Source organism: Paraburkholderia sp. RCC_158 (genome assembly GCF_041355255.1).
GTDB lineage: Bacteria > Pseudomonadota > Gammaproteobacteria > Burkholderiales > Burkholderiaceae > Paraburkholderia > Paraburkholderia graminis.
Genome location: NZ_JBFUPM010000047.1, coordinates 1 through 18,440 on the forward strand (window position 1 = coordinate 1; position 18,440 = coordinate 18,440).

An 18,440-nucleotide genomic window follows, 5' to 3' on the forward strand; every position below is an offset into this window, starting at 1 on the left:
AAAAACAACCTTGTCCTGCTGCCGGGTGGAGGAGTTTGCGCGACCACAAGTGGAGGAGTTTGAGGTGACCGTCCGGGCTCCGAACATGTAACCGTAGCCGAAAAATCCTAGTATTTCGCCCCACTGTGCGCTATCGAAGCCGAAAGCTCCGATAATGTGTTCGGACGCGAATGACAGCGCACCGCGGTCAACATAGTTCACAGTGGCGATCATGAACAGCAGTCCGACCACCACGAACCGAAAGCGCGTCGGTATTATGGTGTCTCTGTCTACGGCGTAACTTCTTCCTTCGCTTGTTTTCCGCACGAGTTATCCCTTCAGTGTATTGCGTTCCGGGCCCATGATAGGGGGGGGCGCGACCACACTTCCAACGAGAAATACTCGTGCTAAACGTTACTTGTATTCACATATGCCTCGTCCTCATTTGCCCTTGTCAGCACTTCGTGCATTCGAAGCGGCGTTCCGCCAACGTGGGTACAGTCGCGCCGCTGACGAACTAGGCTTGAGCCATGGAGCCGTGAGCCATCACATCAAGAGTCTCGAACAATCGCTAGGCGTGAAGTTGTTCCGCCGCGATGGCCACGTCATGATGCCCACCGAGGCAGGCCAACGGCTGGCGTTACACGTATCGGAAGGTATGTCGCGCCTTGCGCAAGGTATTGAAGAAGTCAGAGCGCGCAAACTGCGCTCAAGGATTGTCACGGTCAGTGTTCTACCTGCCTTTGCTGCCAGATGGCTAATTCCCCGGCTCGCGAGTTTGCATCAAAGCAATCCGCACATCGAAGTCAACGTACGGGCTTCCGCTCTGCTTGCAGACTTCTCGCACGAAGGGGTGGACGTTGGCTTGCGATATGGACCTGGAAAATGGGATGGTCTTACGGCGGAGCTTTTATACACCGAGGACATCTTTCCAGTGTGTAGCCCACAGTTTATGGAAAAGAACAATCTTAAGGAATCGCGCGACCTGCTGAAGGTGACACTTTTGCGCGACCAACGCATACCTTGGTCGGTCTGGTTCCGCCATGTCGGCATGAACGACGATGTGCCGATCGCGGCTGGCTCGACTTATGGCGATGCAGGTTTGCTACTGCATGCCGCGGCTGCGGGGCACGGCGTGGCGCTCGCTCGCAGTGCCCTGGCAGACAACGACCTGAGCGCAGGGTTGCTCGTACGACCATTTGACGACAAGCTTGCCGCTGATTTTGCATACTATCTGGTTTATCCAAGCGACCGCTCTCTAAGAGAACCTGCGGCAGCGTTTCGTCAATGGTTATTCATGCAACTGGGCCAAGGCCATCTCCGGTAGATTATCGTGCCCATCTTTACGTTGAATGCACACTGCGGTTTGAAAACACTTCTCGGGGATACAAACTTCCTGTGTGCAAGACGGTCGCCGCAGCCGTGTGCACCAGCGTCGTCCCTTCATTCTTGAGCTTTTCAAGATTCTTGCTGTGTCATCCTCGAGTGCTACCCGATTCTATTTTTTACACCCGCGGTAGGAGGCCGGCCGCCGCAGCGATGTGCGTTTCGCCGTCAAAAAATAGGCCTTCAGCGCCCGATCGCGGGGCTTTGTCAATCACTACCGAAGCCGACCGTCACTTCATCTGCTCACGCTTTCTCTGACAGGCTTACACCAACAATAGGTATGACACATCGCTCGGCAAACCCGAGTCGGCTATAGAGTGACACAGCTCGGTGATTGTCCTGGCGGACGTGGAGAAAAGCTGTGTCTCCGCGCTCCACGATTCTTGCAGTGATCGCAGTTGTTACCATTTCCGCAAAACCTTTCCCCGAGTGCGCCGGATCCGTACACACGCTCGCTACCTCGACGTATCCAGGAAATACGAGCCTTTCACCGGCCATAGACAACAGTTTCCCACCCGATTTGATCCCAACATAGCGTCCCATGTCTATCGTACGACGTTCCATCGGCCCCGGCTTTGCGGCGCTGACCAACTGCAGCATCGCGCGTGTATCCATCTCCGTGAGTGTCAGCACGTCGACCGTGTTGCAACTGCCGCGAAAGGTGTCTACCGTGCATGTCATTTGCACAAACGGGAAATGCCAATGAATCGTCCATCCATCAGGGAGCAGTTCCGGGGCAACCCCGACCAGACCGACGACTCCGTTGGCGGCAAGTCTGCCAAGCGCAAGCCATCCCCGCTCATTGGCAACATCAGCAAGTGCCGCGATTGGCGATACGTCCGCCAGGTAGCGCCGCGCGCACTCATCGCCCACCGAAATCGACCGGTGGTTGGTGGTCATAGCATGCCAGGCCGGATTATCCAGAAGATGAGTCAAGATTAGGTCTCCGTTCAAACGGTCATACTGCGCCCGCATCATCGCTTCCAGAAAGCGCTGCTGTCCGCCAGTTGCCCCCCCGTGGTCCCGGGCTTTGCATGGACACGGGCGGCGGAGAGCCTGGTGATGACAAACGCGCCTCGTCACCAGTGGCGGCGACGAAGGAAAGCGGTTAGCTGCCTCGACTACCGCGACCTTTGGTACTAATCCACTGCTCGTCTAAGTAACGCGCTAGCCGGGTTGCCGTCGATGACTTGAGCGTTCGCATAAACTGTTCAACTTTGCTTCAACTCTGCCAAGCTCCTTCCAGCTGCAGGGCGTCGCTGACGCGCATCCAGCGTTCGTCTGACCATGCGGATAACGTGCTCAGAGTCCCGCGCGATCGCAGCACGGCTACGCCCACACGACACCAATACTTGCCACATCATATGCAGCTCTATGCCAAGATTGATCCCGTCACCGGGGGCGATCGATTCCCCGATCTGCTCAAAACGGGCGAGATCCAAGTCACGCTGTCGGCATAGCGCCTGATGTAATTCTCCGAATCGTCCCGCCGCTTCCGTCGACAGCTTTAATATTGGGTCGCCAAAAATCGCATCATTAAGCACGAGCTCCCGTTGTTGCAGGAAGTAATTCAACACTAGGCGTTCGGGTCGTTGATCAGAGCGCAAAAGCAGAGCGGTCATCTCTCTATTGCGTTGCTCGCAGAGCTTCCGTGCATAGGTAATCCAGACATCGTTCTTCGTCCCAATTGCCCGATAGATTGACATTTTGTAGGTACCAGCTTCCCTTGCAATTTCATCCATCGTGGCGCCGTGCAGGCCGGCTCGATAAAGGAAGGGGCCGATCCTTTCAATCATTGATTCCCGCTCTTCGGCTGCGTCACGACTCTGCATACTGGCGTTTCCTGGGCTACATCTCTGCTTTCAACTGAAGTCGCATGGCGCATATGGATCCGCGGCGCAATCGCAGATCTCTATCGGCTCGACAATGCTGCTATAATATGTGCATATACACCTTCCTGTAAACCCTTTGGGGCGGTGACCCCTGCACGCGTCGGCGGGTTCGGCATACGCCACTAGATCCTCTGACGAGGTTTTCCACAGACACCCAAGAGCACTCTTTCGGCGCAGTTATGTTCAACCGTTTTCAGGCGATGGTTGTCTTTACCAGGATCGTGGAGACCAATAGTTTTTCTCGGGCTGCGGTCTCTTTAAATCTCCCTCGCGCATCAGCCTCAAACATTATCAAGAGCCTCGAGGCACATCTCAGGGTCCGACTCCTGTACCGCACGACGCGCCGCATTAATTTGACCGCAGAGGGCGCGCAATACTATGAGCGTTGCGTTCAGATCCTTTCTGAACTGGAGGAAACGGAATACGCGCTAACCAGTGGCGCGAGCGGGATTCACGGCACCCTGAGAATCAACCTGCCGCCGGCTATTGGCAGAACGGTCATCGTGCCGCGAATCCATGAATTTTGTAGCATGTATCCGCAAGTGGATCTTAGAATCGAATTCAGCGACAGACGTGTCGACCTTGTTCATGAAGGCGTAGACTGCGCAATCCGTGTAGGGCTGTTGGAGGACTCCAGTCTGATAGCCAGACAGTACGGACACATGGAAATGGTAACCTCGGCTAGCCCGCGGTACATACAACGGCATGGCTGCCCTCTCGAAATCGACGATCTCCCACGGCACTTTGCCGTTCACCTGCTTTCCGGATCCGGAAGGAACCTTGATTTCAACTTCGTTCGCGATGGCCATGCTGCAGAAGTCCGCATACCAGGAACCGTTGCGGTCAGCGACGTTGATGCGTACATCAGATGCGGCCTTGACGGAATGGGGCTGATCCAGGTCCCCGCTTTCATGGTTAGGGAGCACTTGCGAAGTGGCCAACTGCTGGAGGTGATCTGCCATCACCGACCGCGACCAATCCCGGTTTCAGCGATATATCCCGCAAACCGGCACTTGTCATCAAAGGTACGCGCGTTTGTCGAGTGGGCTGGGAGCCTTTTTGAAAACTACTTGAAACCTCAGTCTAACGCCGTCCACCGGAGACGCACCGCCACTTCACATCTCGCAGGTATGCCGACTCCGTACAGCACCGATGCGGATACCAGAACCCCCGTCACCTGAAAGGCTTGCTAGCCTGTGCCGCTGATCAAACGCTTACCGTCGCAACGGGGGACGATGACAGTTGACGCTGCTTCGGATTCGACATCGCTGAAAGAAAGCAAGTCCGATTCCGGCTGGTGTATCCATCCAAACACCAAGCAGCGTCACATCATCTTCCCAAGAGCCGCACGCTATGTGCATTCAGCGCGGTATCTGCGGCCGCCTGGCACGCAAAGATCAGGCCGAAACCGACGGTGGCCGCACGAAACCAATGACCTGTTCGACACGTCGCGCAAGAGTCAAAAGTGCTTTGTCGCTTCCACTGCTCGCGTCCAACTCGAGCCCGAGCGGTAGGCCGTTCTGCGTCAGTCCCATGGGAATCGATATCCCCGGCAGTCCAGCAAAGCTAGCCGGATAGGTGTTCCTCGACAGAAAGACGTCGTTCACCGTCCGACCCGCAACCGTATATTGCCACTGCTCTGCAATGGTCGGAGCGGCGCACAGGGTTGTCGGAAACACAATCGCATCTGCACGAGAAAAAACCTGACTGTCAAAGCGGCGCCGGACTTCCGGCCGGCGTCGGAAAAGAGCGTCTTTGTAGGCGACGTCCTGCGTGTAGCCGGCTCCCGTTGGCAGGACAAATCGTTGCCAACGAGCTTTAATATGCGGCTCTAGCCCGTCGTAGATCTCTTCGAACGTAAGGGGGATTTTCTGGTCTCGCAGGAAGGCCGTTACATCGGGCTGGGTATCATGAAAGAACAGCGCCCAGTTAGCCTCCTCGACCATAGGGCCGAAATCTGCACCAAGATCGACTTCGACGACACTGGCTCCCGCATCTTTCAGTTTAGAGATCGTGTCGTTGAAGACCTTTTCTACTTCCGCGTCGGCGCCGTCGAGATAATAGTGACGTGCGACTGCGATTCTCGTGCCCTTTAAGCTTGCTGGAAGCCGTTGTGGGGACGAGTAATTCCCCGTCGCGATCGAGTCTAGCAGATCGCAATCCGACACCCGCCTTGCTATCGGACCGGTCGTATCCAATGTGTTTGAAATCGGCGCGACTCCACTTCCTGACCATCGGCCGGGTGTCGGCTTGAAGCCAACGACGCCGCATAGCGCTGCAGGAACGCGAATTGACCCGACCGTGTCCCCACCCAGCGCTGCCGGGACCAGTCTCGCGGCCACGCTAGCTGCGCCGCCGCATGACGACCCTCCGGTAACGTGAAGCACGTTGTACGGGTTCTTCGCCTGCCCGTAATGACCGTTAAGACCGGTGAGACCATACGACATTTCGACCAGATTGTTCTTCCCGAGCACAACGCAACCTGCATCTTTCATAGCAGTCACGACCTTTGCGTCCGTGGCAGGCTTAAAGTCACGCGCCACGGCTGTCCCGAAGCTAGTCGGCAGGCCCGCGGTCAGGTAGCTATCCTTAACACCAATAGGCAGGCCAGGAAGTGCCCTTCTCTTCCCCGCGAGACGCGCCTTGTCGGCTGCTCGGGCTGCCGACAGTGCCTTGTCATCGTCGACGGTAACGAAAGCATTAAGGGATGCGAATTTATGCGTACGTTCGAGCAAAATCTCCGTGTACCGCTCCGAGGTTAGCCGGTTGGTGTTGATTGCGCGCGCCGCCTCGAACAAGCTAGCTTCGTGCACTTGCGATACGTCTACCGACGACCCTGCGGGCTGGATCGCTGCGGCAGCGTATGACATACTGGGCCCGACCGCCGTGCTGAGCAAAACTGCCGATGTATCTCTTACGAAGCGACGCCGAGCAGGCGAATCGACCGTGCAAGGCTCATTCGGTTCATCGTGAGTTGGTAGTGGGATGGTCCGGGTCATTTTCATGTGATGGCGCCTGAGTTGACAATTGAATGCGGCGGGCTATTGCAAATCGTTCGGCTTTCCGCGATCCGAGTGTGACATCGTCAAGATTCGATGTCAACGGAGGATCGGAATCGGAGCGGGTCAGCCCAACGGTTGGGTGTCCAATTGAACATGCAACTGCTGATGTGGCATCGCGTGCGTAAGGGATGTCGCGGCTCATGCACCGCGGACAGAGGACTATTGTCGGTTCCGCCTGCGCTACATAGATGCCGTCGTTCGTCACATCAATATCTGAGGCCCGCCACACGGGCGGCTTTTCGACGACCATTGACGTCACGTTCAGCAACGATTCGGTCTATCTCTGATATCAGCATGGAGGCAGCAACGGGTTTGTGAAGGATCGCATCACAGTACAGAAATGCAGGTGGACTTGGGTCATCCGAAACAAGGATGAAAACAACTTCGGCAAGCCCCCTGTCGTTGCGCAGGGAATAGCACAAGTCACATCCCGACATGTCCGGCATCTTGCGGTCCGCCACTACGACGTCTACCTCATATGCCCGCAGAATGCCCAACGCGGCCTTGCCATTAGCAGCACAAAACGTTGCATAGCCGCGCATCTCGCACATGGCCTGCCATGACGCGGCTGCGCCCTTTTCATCTTCCACCATCAGCACTGAAAGCACGACAGCCTCCTTAACATACGGTCTTGGAACGAGATATCAGCTATCACTGTTCGTATGCGATATGGAGCGCGCGGAACGCAGATTCGCTGAATCTCATTGCAGCAGTTAATCGTCTTTCGATTCTGCCGCTGGCTGAACACAGCACTGCTGCAGGCAGACATGACTCTTCCTCTTTCGACCTTCAAAGGCAATTGGCGAGCTTCCAGTTCAGCACATCGCCTGAGGCATCGCCTCTTCGCAATCTCATGTCGGTTCAACCTCCTAAATCTGCACGATCTCCGTCATCGACAGAGGGATGTGCCGTCGCCGCGGTCGACCGACAGAGACATCGCAATGGAGATGAATAGGGCAAACGCAAAGTCAGGCCAGGCGAAGAAGGCATATTCCATCGCTATTCGGTGCGTAGTCAGAGAGCCCTCTGCTTCTACCGGACGATCAGGCGACGCCTTCGCCCTGAGACAGAAAGGGGTAATCCGTATAGCCTCCAGCGTGACCTCCATAGAAAGTTGCCCTGTCATAGCGATTCAGACGTGCATCGCATTTGAGTCGCAATGGCAGATCTGGATTCGCAATAAATAATCGACCGAACGCTATTGCGTCGGCGTGGCCGCTCGCGATCGCAGCCAACGCTCCATCACGCGTATAGTTGCCAGCAGCGATAAGCACCCGAGGCCAAACCGGGCGGAAAAGCTGAGACGCCGAAGGAACGTCCTTGTGATCGACCTCCGCCTGACCCGCCCCACTTGCTCTCGGCTCGACCAGATGCAAATATGCCAAATTAAGACTTGCCAGCCGTCGAATGAGATATGTATATAAAGAGACCGGATCAGTTCCGCCACTATCGTTCGCGGCTCCGAACGGCGACAGTCGAATACCGACTCTATCTTCACCCCACACCTCGGAAACCGCTTCGGCGATCTCAATCGCGAAGCGGCACCTATTTTCTACTGACCCACCATATGCATCTGTGCGTTGGTTAGTCCTGTCATGAAGGAATTGTTCAATGAGGTAACCATTGGCCGCATGGATCTCAACCCCATCGAAGCCCGCTGCCATAGCATTTCGGGCAGCGTTAACGAAGTCCTGAACTACAGCAGCGACTTCTTTCGTCGATAGGGCACGAGGCTCCTCGTATGGCACGCGTTGGAAGTCAGCCGACATTCCATAGCCGCTCGCTGCAATCGCAGAGGGCGCGACTGGACGAGCGCCACGTGGCTGATGAGAGCGATGCGAAATTCGTCCGACGTGCCACAGTTGTAAAAAGATGCGGCCGCCTTTCTGGTGTACGGCATCCGTCACTTTTTGCCACCCAGCGGCTTGCTCCGAAGTGTAGATTCCGGGTGTCGCCGGCAGTCCGTGCGCAGTCTCTGAAACAGGCGATCCCTCTGAAATTATCAATCCTCCAGCCGACGCCCGCTGTCCATAGTACTCGGCGTTCAGTTGATGTGGGGTGCGTCCCGGATCCTTCGCACGCATTCGCGTCAACGGTGCCATGACGACCCGGTGCTCAAGCTGAACGTTACCGACCCTGAGAGGAAAAAAGAGCTGACCGGGCATCTTAGGACTCCGTTGATTCTTGACCGAATGCGACGTGCTGAGAACTCTCACACATATGCCAAAAGCATAATGCGAGTATATACGCGCATTATTGCGATCACAAGTCGATCTTCGACACGTGTCGCGAGCTATCGTCGGCTCGCCGCGCAATGGACAGCAAGGACTGTTGATGGATCGTAAAAATGAGGCTAGCAAAATTGTCGGTTAGCGACTTTGGAAGGCGAGTTGTCGCGCTCGCGTAAGTCTTTCGAACCGTGGGACTCCTCGCTTGTTTGTCTGCGCTGTAGCTAGCCGGAAGACGCGAATCGACAGCATCGGGGATTAGCGACGGCAAGATATGCACTTTGCGCATGGGCGATGGGTGGAAGTTGATTTGCCACGGCGCAATCACTGCGGTCAGAGTTATCCCTGGAGACAACGGAATGCACGCGCACCTTGCATAGGAGGCGGAGGATCGCGCGGAGCGAAGTACGCTGCCAACATTGCGCACGACGACCTGCATTGCTCAGAGTAAACCTTGAACGAGTGGGCCGGGACCTCCGCGTTAGGCGCCTGCGCTGTCGATACGCGGAGGAGCAGAAACTGGATGAGCTGCACGCTCCCGGCCGGCGACTGCGAGCACGTCCTTAGCACTGAAACTTTGAAGTGGATCGTTCTGGAGCATCAGCACGCGCCTCAAGGCCCTCAGTCGCGCGGCTCTCCAGCAAGAAGGAGTGCTGCTTCGATTCCCGCTTCCAGGATTTGCTCCGCCCTTTCGACGCTCGGAACCGCCCGCGCTAATTGAAGGGTTCCGACCATCAGACCAAAGATGGCTGTCGCCCGACGATCGGCGCGATCGGAATCAGCCTCGGGAAGCAATGCAGCCAATGTTGACACGAAGCAATGCAGCCCGTGCTCATAAACCGTCCGGGTGGGATGAGACTGCCGTGCGATCTCAGGGAGCAAGGCCGCCGACGGGCATCCGCATGAAAGATCTGCCCGATGAGCCTGATTGAGATAGCTCCGGATTACTTCCTCGAGGCCAGCGCCCATTTCAACATTCTCTTCGAGGCTCCGTTGCCGTTCCGCGAGGGCACTACTTACCGCCTCTCGGACAAGCGCGTCCTTCGAGTCAAAGTGCGCATAGAACGCGCCGTTGGTCAGGCCTGCCGCTCCCATTATCCCGCTGATGCCAGCGCCGGAAACCCCTTCGCTACGAAAGCATTTCGAGGCAGTCTCGAGAATGTGCTGACGAGTCGCGGCTTTGTGACCTTTTTCAAAACGCATCTTCTCTTCCTAGGTGCGCGCAGCCGTCAGCTTGCAGCCTCCTCCAACAAGGTTTGGAGGTCGCGATCGAGTTGACGAGCCACAATATTGACTTCTTCGCTGCCGAACTGGCCGAAAACCGAGGCCGGACGATCGTATTCGAATACAGCACCGTGATCACCGCTGTCGTGTAGCAACACGCGAATAGGCGCATATAGCCCGGCAGATAATTGATGACGGGTCATCTTCGATGCGGTGAGCGGATTGCCAATATCGTACTGTATTGACCGGTGGCGCAGACCAGCAATAGCCAGCACCGCTCCATGGTCACGCTGCCCGAAAATTGTTAGCGGAGGAGATGCTAGCAGTTCTTGCAGTGCGCGCGTGCTTTCACCGTACCTCAGGAGAGTAAAGATGCCGTCATCGATTTGAGGCGCCAAGCTCTCGAGCTTGGCTCGCACGTCATCGAAGGCATTCGTCGATCTGATGGTGACATGCTCGATTGAAATTGTACGGGTGGAACACGTTGCATTGGCCATCTGTTGATCCTCGGTTCAATGGTGTGAGGGTAGAGCCCCTTTGCTCGGAAAGGGGCGGCGGCATTAAAGCGTCGGCGGCACAGTGCCCAAGATGCGCTCGATTTGGCGACTAAGGCTCAAAAGCGCCCGGTCGCTGCCCAACGGCGCATCGAGCTCCAGACCAATCGGAAGACCGTCGCGAGAGAGGCCCGCCGGTAGGCTGATACCCGGAAGACCTACGCTGCTGGCCAACAGAGTGTGATTCGCCAAAGCGAGCGTGCTGACTTCCTGGCCGGCAATGCGAAGCCCCTCTTGCTCTCCAATCAAAGGCGCCGTGCAGGGTGTAGTCGGCTGCAGAATGGCAATGGCCCCCTGACTTACGAACGCCTGATTCAGCCTGCGCTGGATCTCGGGACGACTCACACTGAGTGCGACCTTGTAGTCTTGCACAGACGTAGCACCGGGACCGCTCGGCAGCACCATGTACTCCCACGCTTGGCGAAGCTGCGGCTTCAGGCCCTCGTAGATCTCGGCGAAAGTAGTCGGGATACCATGCAAACGCAGGAAGTCCGAAATGGCGCCTTGTGTCTCGTGGGCGAAAATTCCCCACGTAGCTGTCTGGATGAGTGAGTTGAAATCTTCGCCAAGATCAATCTCGAACACCTCCGCGCCGGCGTCCTTCAACTGGCGTACCACCTCGCGGAATCGCTCCCCGACTTCCGGCTCAACCAACTCCAAAAACTGTCGGGGCGCGAACGCCAGCCGAGCTCCGGCGAGGTTGGGGTTCCGCTCGACGGACTCGGTGGTCTGATCGCCGGTCACGACTTGGTCCAACAGCATACAATCCTCAACGCTACGCGCGAATACACCCGTGGTGTCGAGAGTGTGCGAAATCGGTGCGACGCCGTTACGAGGCCAGCGTCCTGTCGTCGGCTTGAACCCGACGACGCCGCACAGTGATGCTGGAACACGAATGGATCCGACTGTATCGCCTCCCAAGGAGGCGGGCACTATCCCGACGGCCACGGAGGCCGCGGAACCGCTTGACGACCCACCCGTAACTCGCTCCAAGGCACGCGGGTTCTTGACTTGGCCGAAGCGCTCGTTATGCCCAGTCAGCCCATAGGACATCTCCACCAGGTTGTTCTTGCCGAAGACGAGAGCTCCTGCGTCTTTGACGGCGCGGACTGCATCGGCGTCCTCGGTGGGGACGAAGTGCGCCAGGCGTTCAAGGCCGATGCTTGTGGCCAGCCCCGCCGTCAGATAGCTGTCCTTGATCCCAACGGGGACACCCAGTAGGGGAGCTTCTACTCCGGCGGCGCGCGCCTTGTCCGCGTCTTTCGCAGCCCGAAGCAAGGCGTCCTCGTCAATGGCGATGAAGGCATTCAGGTCAGCATGCGCTCGAGCCTGATATAGCAACGCGCTGGCATACGACTCTGAGGTCATATCACCACTGCGTATCGCGTCGGCAGCTGCAGCGAGCCCGAGTGAGGCGAACTCCAGCACTTGTGATCCGGAAGTTTCGGTCGAAGCTGCGATCTTATCGTTCATATGTCCTCACATTAATAGGTGACGCAGTAGTACGGACCTCGAAAGAAGTTCGTCACGACCGATGTCATTACGATCATAATATAGAATTATGCTCGTAATGCAATGCTTTTTTTGACGACTGTCGCTAGGCGCGGCCAGTCTGTCAGGGGCGCATCAAAAGGTTTCACCTGGTGATGTGCGATGACGATGTCTATCGGGAACGTTGGTCAGTAGCCGCGCCGGCACAAAGCAAGCTCGGAAGGGCATCACGAGGAAAACCATGTCGGCCAGAACCGGTTTCTGCAGGAAGAATGAAAAGATCGCCCTCGCCGTTCTCACGATAGGCTTTCCAAGCTGCTGGACTTCAGAAGAGGATGTGGGCAACCTTCAGCCGACTTCAGACTGATGCGCCGTCGCCACGTGCTGGAGCAGACTTGCGACCGGATTGCTTCGAGTAGGGCTTTAGGACCAGAAGACCGGCCTCGGCTCGAGCGCCACGTCGTGGAGTTGTCCTTTTAAGTGCGTGCGGCGGCAATTCTTCTCGCCCGAATGACTGCGACGCGTGGTGCCCGGACCCGTCAATGATATGTGCCAGGAGTCGCTGCGGTCTCAATTCGGATGTCGACGTTGTTTGAACGTAGCAGTGCGGTTTTTGCCGCAGCGAAGTTGGTTCCGTGCGACCGTTGTTGTCCTTCGGGATAGAAATCGTGAGGCCGATCTGCCATGAATAGCCGGAGTGCGAGAATAGCGACAAAGTATCCACGAATAGTCGTGGCCGCGTCGGCGTACTCCCGCAAAGCGACGGTGGCGAAACGCGATGCCATCTCATTCTTCACGCCTTGGCTCAACACTGGCTCCGTCAGCGTGCCGCTCGCGATCCAGGAAGACAGCAAACTTGTGCTGCCTAAAGGGTCATTAACAGCGAGGTCAAACGAGCGCATGAGCGCACGGACAAAGTCCTTATCGACACTGAGTTCGAGTTCGGTTAACGCCGTTTCAACTCGGGGCAGGATGCTGGAGGATACTTCGGAGTAGCTTATCGCAAAGCTGGCGAGGCCCAAAACGGCATCGAAGGTAGTCAGACGGTCGGTCGAATTCTCCAGCCGTGCGAAGTACACATCCACAGCTGCCGGCCCCATCCACGTCGCGGCTAAAGCACTCTGGATCGCCGGCACCAGCATCCGCTCCCGGGACAGAAACAGTGACGGCGTCCACGTCTTGAGCCGTGGGAGCGTCGCCAGTTCGCGAAGCCAAGGCGCACCCGTCGCCGTGCTCGAGAGTGAAATCAGCAGTCTCAACGACGATACGACATTGTGGTAGTCCTTAAGGTCTGTCGTATGGCGCGCTGACCTCAACTTAACCTGTCGTTGAATGGAATTACGGGTTTCGTCGACAGCAGCCGCCATGGCGGCAATCCATTTGTAGGCACTGGCAGCAAGCAAATGCCTCCACCGGAACAGATCCGAGAAGTCCCTGCGGGTAAACGTCTGCGGCGAGCCCAGAGCGCGAACCATCAGGTTCTTGGGAGCCGATAGATAGCCCTGCTTCGCTAAGAACTCAGCGAGTCCCTGTCTGACCTCTCGAGGACAGTCCTCAAGGATGGTGACCGACAAACAGCCCGTGGCGGCATCGATAAGCGGGACGCTGCTCACTCCGTGCCGGCCGGCAATCAGTCCCGGCCCGCTTCGCGAGAAGACCAACCCTCGATCACCGGCTCGGTGCGTGAAGTCGGCGTCGCCAATAAGCAGGCCCCACAACAGGGGATTTTCTTCCAAGCCTGAAGCAATCGCCACCCGCTCAGTCATGACATGCTGTGCCTCCTCGAGCACAGCACTAAGGCTCTGGCTCACCATATTTTTCGATTCCACTCGCGGTTCGGTGCAAACAGGATGATCGTAGCGTGTCGGGGCCACAGGTACCACCCTAGCTACGACTGAATAGGTCGATCGTGCTGTGCGGCGGGGCGCGCGCATGCCGTCTTGGTTACGGCTCGCAGTGGTCGCGGCACCCCTGTTTCAGTGTGAGCTGCCGCTTAAAGGGCCGCCATACTGCGTTGGTTCGACAGTAGCGACTGGCGCCACACAACGCCGGGTCGAGCCGAAGTTCACCTGCTAGATATTGAGCGCATATACACGTTGTGTCAACCGCATCCTCCTTTTCACAAACGACCTCGCCTTCCTAAAAGAACTGCGATACATCGGACCTTCTCCGAGAGGACCCAACGCACGGTCATAGCGTGGCCGATTCACGTTCACCCCCGAACCTGGCGGCTGAACCGAGTCCGGAAACACCTCTGGCCGTCTCGTGCCTGGACACAATAGTTATTCCGGCCTCCATCGCGCCGCGGAAGGTTGCTAACTTCTCAGCAACAGGCCGCGCGTTGCCAAACGCAGCACCGAGCTTATCGCGACCGCGACGGTTCTGCGGAAAAGAGAATTCATAAAGTTTGCATCAACGGCTTGGGGCGCCTGCCTACAGACCGCGAAACACACAGTGATATGCGCCGCCCCACAGCCGGTCACTAGACCCTAAGTTACCAGGTCGTTGTCGGTCCTCGGTCTGAGCAAATCCGCCATCGTCGACTTCGACGGCATAGCGTTGAGTCAGTGGAACTAGCCCCCCCAGCGACGGCCGCGGTCAATTATGTGAATCCCTGCGTCAGTTGTGAACGAGATGTCGCACTGGTGCAATAGCGACAGTTTGACAATAGTCTTATATGCCCATAATATGACTGCTCTCACGTTTAACTTTGAGCCAACCATGGCGGAATCTGTGTCGGCAATTAATCCGGGCGTTTGTAACAACACTGCTTTACGCAAAGCTGCGCGGCGTGTAACGCGCTTCTACGACGCCTGCATGGCTGAGACCGGTCTGCGCGCAACGCAGTACACGATCTTAAGTCTACTTGCGTCCCGAGGGCCTACGACAATGGCCGTCCTCGCCGACTTGTTATCGATGGATCGGGCTACCATGGGGCATAACCTACGGCCACTGGAGCGCGACGGCTTGATCACGATACGTGTCGGTCGCGAAGACAGACGTGAGCGGGAGGTGGCACTGTCCCATGCTGGCAGGAGCACGGAAGCAAAAAGCAAGCCGTCATGGCAGAAGGCGCAAGCTTGTTTCGAACAGGAATTTGGCAAGGACGACGCCTTGGCAATGCGCCGGCTAATGGCACGTATCGCGGAACTGGACTTGTCTAGTTAGAGCCCTCGCCTGTAGCGAACTATCAGACATCATGTGGTGAGAGTATCCCGTGCTCTCATCGAAGAACATCAAAATATGGGCATATGAGGCTTGTTACTATGATCAGTGGACCTTCAACCGCACGGCGCAGCATCGCCAGTGCTGTTTGCTTCTCGTTACTTCTCGCCATGACTCCGGCCCCCGCAGGCGCAGGTGCAGTGAGCCCGCGTGACATGCAGGAGATTCGAGATCTCTTTTCAAGCCAAACCAAAGCCGAAACCGACCACGATCTCGCCGCGCTGAATGAAATGTTCGCATCTGGTTATCCGGGGCAGCCGGACCCGGTCTCTTTTGTGGCCCGCGCGTATCGTTTCTGGGGCAAGGATGCCGTCATTGCACATTTCCAAAAAACCTTCGCGGGAACGTGGAGCGTAGAACCGGATGAGACCGCGGTTCGTCTGATTCCGCTCAACGACGAGACAGTGCAGATCTATGCACCCACCCGGGTGACCATCGGCGCGCCTGGCAAGGCCGCCGCGACGTCGGTCTTCCTGATCAACGAGTTCGCGGTTCGCACGCCATCAGGTTGGAAAATTGCCGCCGTGATTCCAGTGCCGGCACAATAAGGGGAAGGGATTATGGGTGCGCGTAAAGTTGTTGCTTCGCTAGTTATTGCCACGTTGTGTGGCGCCACCGATGGACCCGCATTCGCGGCGCCGTCACAACAGTTCACCGAGGCTGACCGGGCACAGGTCAAAGACGTGCTTCTACGACAGGCCGCTGCGGCTTCTGCACACGACATAGCCGCATTCGAGCAGGTGTTGGTTCCCGTCCCGCCGGGCCACCAAGATCCCATCGTTATGGTAGCTCGCGCCTATCAGTTTTGGGGGAAGACTGCTCTCATTGATCATTTCAAGGAAACGTTCAAGGGCGTATGGAAATTTGAGCCAGACGTACAAGCGATCAAAGTCATTCCCCTCACGCCTGATGTTGCACAGATCTATGCCCCCACACAGATCACGCTTGGCGCCTCCGACGCCTCCGCGAGAACCGCACCATTTCTTGTTTATGAAGTAGCCGTCCGGACGCCCGAAGGCTGGCGGATAGCCTCGATTGTGCCAGTACCTGCCCGCTAACCATATCTCAAGGAGCGCACACATGAAAGCTGCTGTCTACTACCAGAACGGCGGGCCTGAGGTATTCCGTTACGAAGATGTCGCAGACCCTGTCTGCGGTCTAAAGGATGTCATCATCAGAGTGGAATCGATCGCAATCGAGGGTGGCGATCTGATCAACCGCGAACTTCGGCCGCTTGCGAAGATTCCCCACATCGTTGGCTATCAATGCGCTGGCACGGTGGACGTGGTAGGCAGCGAGGTGTTTGATCGGCGCGTCGGGGACCGAGTTGTGGCTGTCCTCCCTTGGGGGTCCCACGCGCAGTATGCGGTGGCACCGGCAGCCGACACGTGGATTGTTCCCGAAGGTCTTTCCATCGACATGGCCGCCGCGATCCCCGTCGCTTGGGGCACCGCCTATGAGTGCCTGTTCACCGCTGGCAGGCTGGAAAACGCCAACACAGTACTAATTCACGCTGGCGCGGGTGCGCTGGGACTTGCCGCAGTTCAACTCGCCAAGCGCGCCGGCGCCAAGGTGTTTGTGACCGCGTCCGACGATTCGCGCCTCAATCAACTGAAAGCCTTCGACATGGACATAGGCATCAACTACACGGTTGACGATTTTGTAGGGAAGATAATGTCATACACAAGCGGGCGCGGCGTTGACCTCGTTGTAGACAGCATCGGGGGAAAAACTCTTGCCAGCAGCATCCAGTCGTTAGCATATGGTGGCCGAGCAGTCACTGTAGGTGTCTCGGGTCGGGATAGTGAAAAGCTCGACCCTGTGATGCTGTGGAGAGGTAACAAAAGCCTGCACGGTGTTTACTTTCCAAGTTGCCTGGATACGGAGCATCAACGCGTGCACGACCGGGTGAGCGAGATACTCGAGGCCGCCGCAAGAGGCGAAATCAGCGTGGTCATCGATCGCACATTTCCGCTCGAGTTCGCGCAGGAGGCGCACCAGTACGTACTGAGCCGACGTGCACTTGGACGAGTGCTGTTGCGCCCATAGTCGCCTAATTGACTTGTAGCGACTGCCGTGATCGCTGCGATGCACATGCCCGTCAGCATTCGGGCTATGTCCATCTCTAAGTTAGCCGTGGAACTAAGAATTCGCAAATGGGAACGCTGCGACGTATGCGTGCAACGCGGGCTGCACCGGTTCGCATAGTGACAGTCAGCGCGGCGCTCCCACCGCTATATCGGCCTTCGGTGGACGTTGTCCATCGGGAAGGAGGCAGCCGGATCCTGACGGGGAGAACCGATAGTGAGCGGTGAGTGCAGAGCAGATCGATCAGTCCACAGAGACACTGGCGGCGTTGAAAGATTGAGACTGACTACGCTCGTCGCCTCGCCCGCCGGAATAAAAGCGAGATGGCCGTCCTGCTGCAGATTGCTGCTTGGCCGTTAGTAGCTGACACCTTGGCGCGCTTCATGGTGGCATTTTTCCGCCATCTGCGTCGCCCAGAGGCCACCTAGCGACGCGGCATCGGTCACTCCGCGCGGATCTATTGGCAACGGTAGCCATCGCCTCTCGCTCCCAACGCCCGATGCCTGCGCCGCCCGACGCGTGGGCCCGAACCGAGCTGTCATTCGCTCAGTGTCCCGGCGTAGATCGGCGTCGCATTGATGACAGATCGGAACCGGGTACCTAGTCACGGAAACAAGGCAAACGACATTGCGCGGCTTTTGTCGCGGAGGATTAAACAAGCCATCTATCGGAACTGATCACAGCTCAGTCGACCGCCTTCACCATATCTTCAATCACCTTCTTGGCGTCGCCGAACACCATCATCGTCTTGTCCATGTAGAAGAGGTCGTTGTCGAGGCCCGCGTAACCCGCCGCCATCGAACGCTTGTTGACGATCACCGTGCGCGCTTTATAAGCCTCGATGATCGGCATGCCGGCAATCGGCGACTTTGGATCGTTCTTCGCGGCCGGGTTCACCACGTCGTTTGCGCCGAGCACCAGCACCACGTCGACCTGACCGAACTCGCCGTTGATGTCGTCCATTTCGAACACCATGTCATACGGCACTTCGGCTTCGGCGAGCAGCACGTTCATGTGACCAGGCATGCGTCCGGCGACCGGGTGAATCGCGTACTTCACCTCGATGCCTTTCTCGACGAGCTTGTCGGTCAACTCCTTCAACGCATGCTGCGCGCGCGCGACGGCAAGGCCATAACCCGGCACGATCACCACGGTTTCGGCGTTGCCGAGCATGAACGACGCATCATCCGCCGAACCGGATTTCACCGGACGCTGCTCCGCCGACCCACCCGCGGCAGCCGCGCCCGGCTCGTTGCCGAAGCCGCCGAGAATCACGTTGAAGAACGAGCGGTTCATCGCGCGGCACATGAT

Annotated in this window: 16 protein-coding genes and 1 pseudogene; 6 read left to right on the top strand and 11 right to left on the bottom strand. The window is 57.2% G+C overall.

What is annotated here, in order from left to right; translation table 11 throughout:
- A pseudogene (locus tag AB6809_RS35465) lies at positions 1–213 on the bottom strand (hypothetical protein); the annotation flags it as partial.
- Between the two features lie 196 nt (positions 214–409).
- Here AB6809_RS35465 and gcvA point away from each other — a divergent pair.
- Positions 410–1,306, top strand: coding sequence for a transcriptional regulator GcvA (gene gcvA, locus AB6809_RS35470; RefSeq protein ID WP_371028492.1), 897 nt, complete (start codon positions 410–412; stop codon positions 1,304–1,306).
- 302 nt (positions 1,307–1,608) lie between these two features.
- Here the strand turns inward: gcvA and AB6809_RS35475 are convergent, their stop codons facing one another.
- Positions 1,609–2,301, bottom strand: coding sequence for a GNAT family N-acetyltransferase (locus tag AB6809_RS35475; RefSeq protein WP_371028493.1), 693 nt, complete (start codon positions 2,299–2,301; stop codon positions 1,609–1,611).
- Positions 2,302–2,576: 275 nt separating this feature from the next.
- Positions 2,577–3,197 (bottom strand): TetR/AcrR family transcriptional regulator, encoded by a 621-nt coding sequence (locus tag AB6809_RS35480; protein ID WP_371028494.1) that lies wholly within the window; start codon positions 3,195–3,197, stop codon positions 2,577–2,579.
- A gap of 260 nt (positions 3,198–3,457) precedes the next feature.
- On the opposite strand from AB6809_RS35480, the gene AB6809_RS35485 reads away from it, so the two are divergent.
- Complete coding sequence (locus tag AB6809_RS35485; protein WP_371028507.1) at positions 3,458–4,438, top strand: LysR substrate-binding domain-containing protein; 981 nt, start codon at positions 3,458–3,460, stop codon at positions 4,436–4,438.
- 216 nt (positions 4,439–4,654) lie between these two features.
- Here AB6809_RS35485 and AB6809_RS35490 read toward each other — a convergent pair whose 3' ends face one another.
- From AB6809_RS35490 to AB6809_RS35520, 7 genes are all read right to left on the bottom strand, one after another.
- A complete protein-coding gene (locus AB6809_RS35490; RefSeq protein ID WP_371028495.1) occupies positions 4,655–6,055 on the bottom strand; it encodes an amidase family protein in 1,401 nt (466 codons plus the stop codon).
- A 470-nt stretch (positions 6,056–6,525) separates the two neighbouring features.
- On the bottom strand, positions 6,526–6,927 hold the full coding sequence (locus AB6809_RS35495; RefSeq protein WP_371028496.1) for a response regulator: 402 nt from the start codon (positions 6,925–6,927) through the stop codon (positions 6,526–6,528).
- A gap of 435 nt (positions 6,928–7,362) precedes the next feature.
- On the bottom strand, positions 7,363–8,484 hold the full coding sequence (locus AB6809_RS35500) for an alkene reductase (protein ID WP_371028498.1): 1,122 nt from the start codon (positions 8,482–8,484) through the stop codon (positions 7,363–7,365).
- Positions 8,485–9,168: 684 nt separating this feature from the next.
- Complete coding sequence (locus AB6809_RS35505) at positions 9,169–9,750, bottom strand: TetR/AcrR family transcriptional regulator (protein WP_371028499.1); 582 nt, start codon at positions 9,748–9,750, stop codon at positions 9,169–9,171.
- 26 nt (positions 9,751–9,776) lie between these two features.
- Complete coding sequence (locus tag AB6809_RS35510; protein ID WP_371028500.1) at positions 9,777–10,268, bottom strand: DUF302 domain-containing protein; 492 nt, start codon at positions 10,266–10,268, stop codon at positions 9,777–9,779.
- 63 nt (positions 10,269–10,331) lie between these two features.
- Positions 10,332–11,798 carry an amidase family protein gene (locus tag AB6809_RS35515; protein WP_371028501.1) on the bottom strand — a complete coding sequence of 489 codons (1,467 nt, stop codon included), beginning with the start codon at positions 11,796–11,798 and terminating at the stop codon, positions 10,332–10,334.
- A gap of 557 nt (positions 11,799–12,355) precedes the next feature.
- Positions 12,356–13,645, bottom strand: coding sequence for a hypothetical protein (locus tag AB6809_RS35520; protein WP_371028502.1), 1,290 nt, complete (start codon positions 13,643–13,645; stop codon positions 12,356–12,358).
- A gap of 988 nt (positions 13,646–14,633) precedes the next feature.
- Between AB6809_RS35520 and AB6809_RS35525 the strand changes: the two genes are divergently transcribed.
- From AB6809_RS35525 to AB6809_RS35540, 4 genes are all read left to right on the top strand, one after another.
- A complete protein-coding gene (locus AB6809_RS35525) occupies positions 14,634–14,984 on the top strand; it encodes a MarR family winged helix-turn-helix transcriptional regulator (RefSeq protein WP_371028508.1) in 351 nt (116 codons plus the stop codon).
- Positions 14,985–15,181: 197 nt separating this feature from the next.
- A complete protein-coding gene (locus tag AB6809_RS35530) occupies positions 15,182–15,589 on the top strand; it encodes a nuclear transport factor 2 family protein (protein WP_371028503.1) in 408 nt (135 codons plus the stop codon).
- A gap of 12 nt (positions 15,590–15,601) precedes the next feature.
- Complete coding sequence (locus AB6809_RS35535; RefSeq protein ID WP_371028504.1) at positions 15,602–16,099, top strand: nuclear transport factor 2 family protein; 498 nt, start codon at positions 15,602–15,604, stop codon at positions 16,097–16,099.
- Between the two features lie 22 nt (positions 16,100–16,121).
- A complete protein-coding gene (locus tag AB6809_RS35540) occupies positions 16,122–17,090 on the top strand; it encodes a zinc-binding alcohol dehydrogenase family protein (protein ID WP_371028505.1) in 969 nt (322 codons plus the stop codon).
- 723 nt (positions 17,091–17,813) lie between these two features.
- Here the strand turns inward: AB6809_RS35540 and AB6809_RS35545 are convergent.
- Positions 17,814–18,440: NAD(P)(+) transhydrogenase (Re/Si-specific) subunit beta (locus AB6809_RS35545; RefSeq protein WP_371028506.1), on the bottom strand; the 627-nt coding region annotated here is incomplete at its 5' end.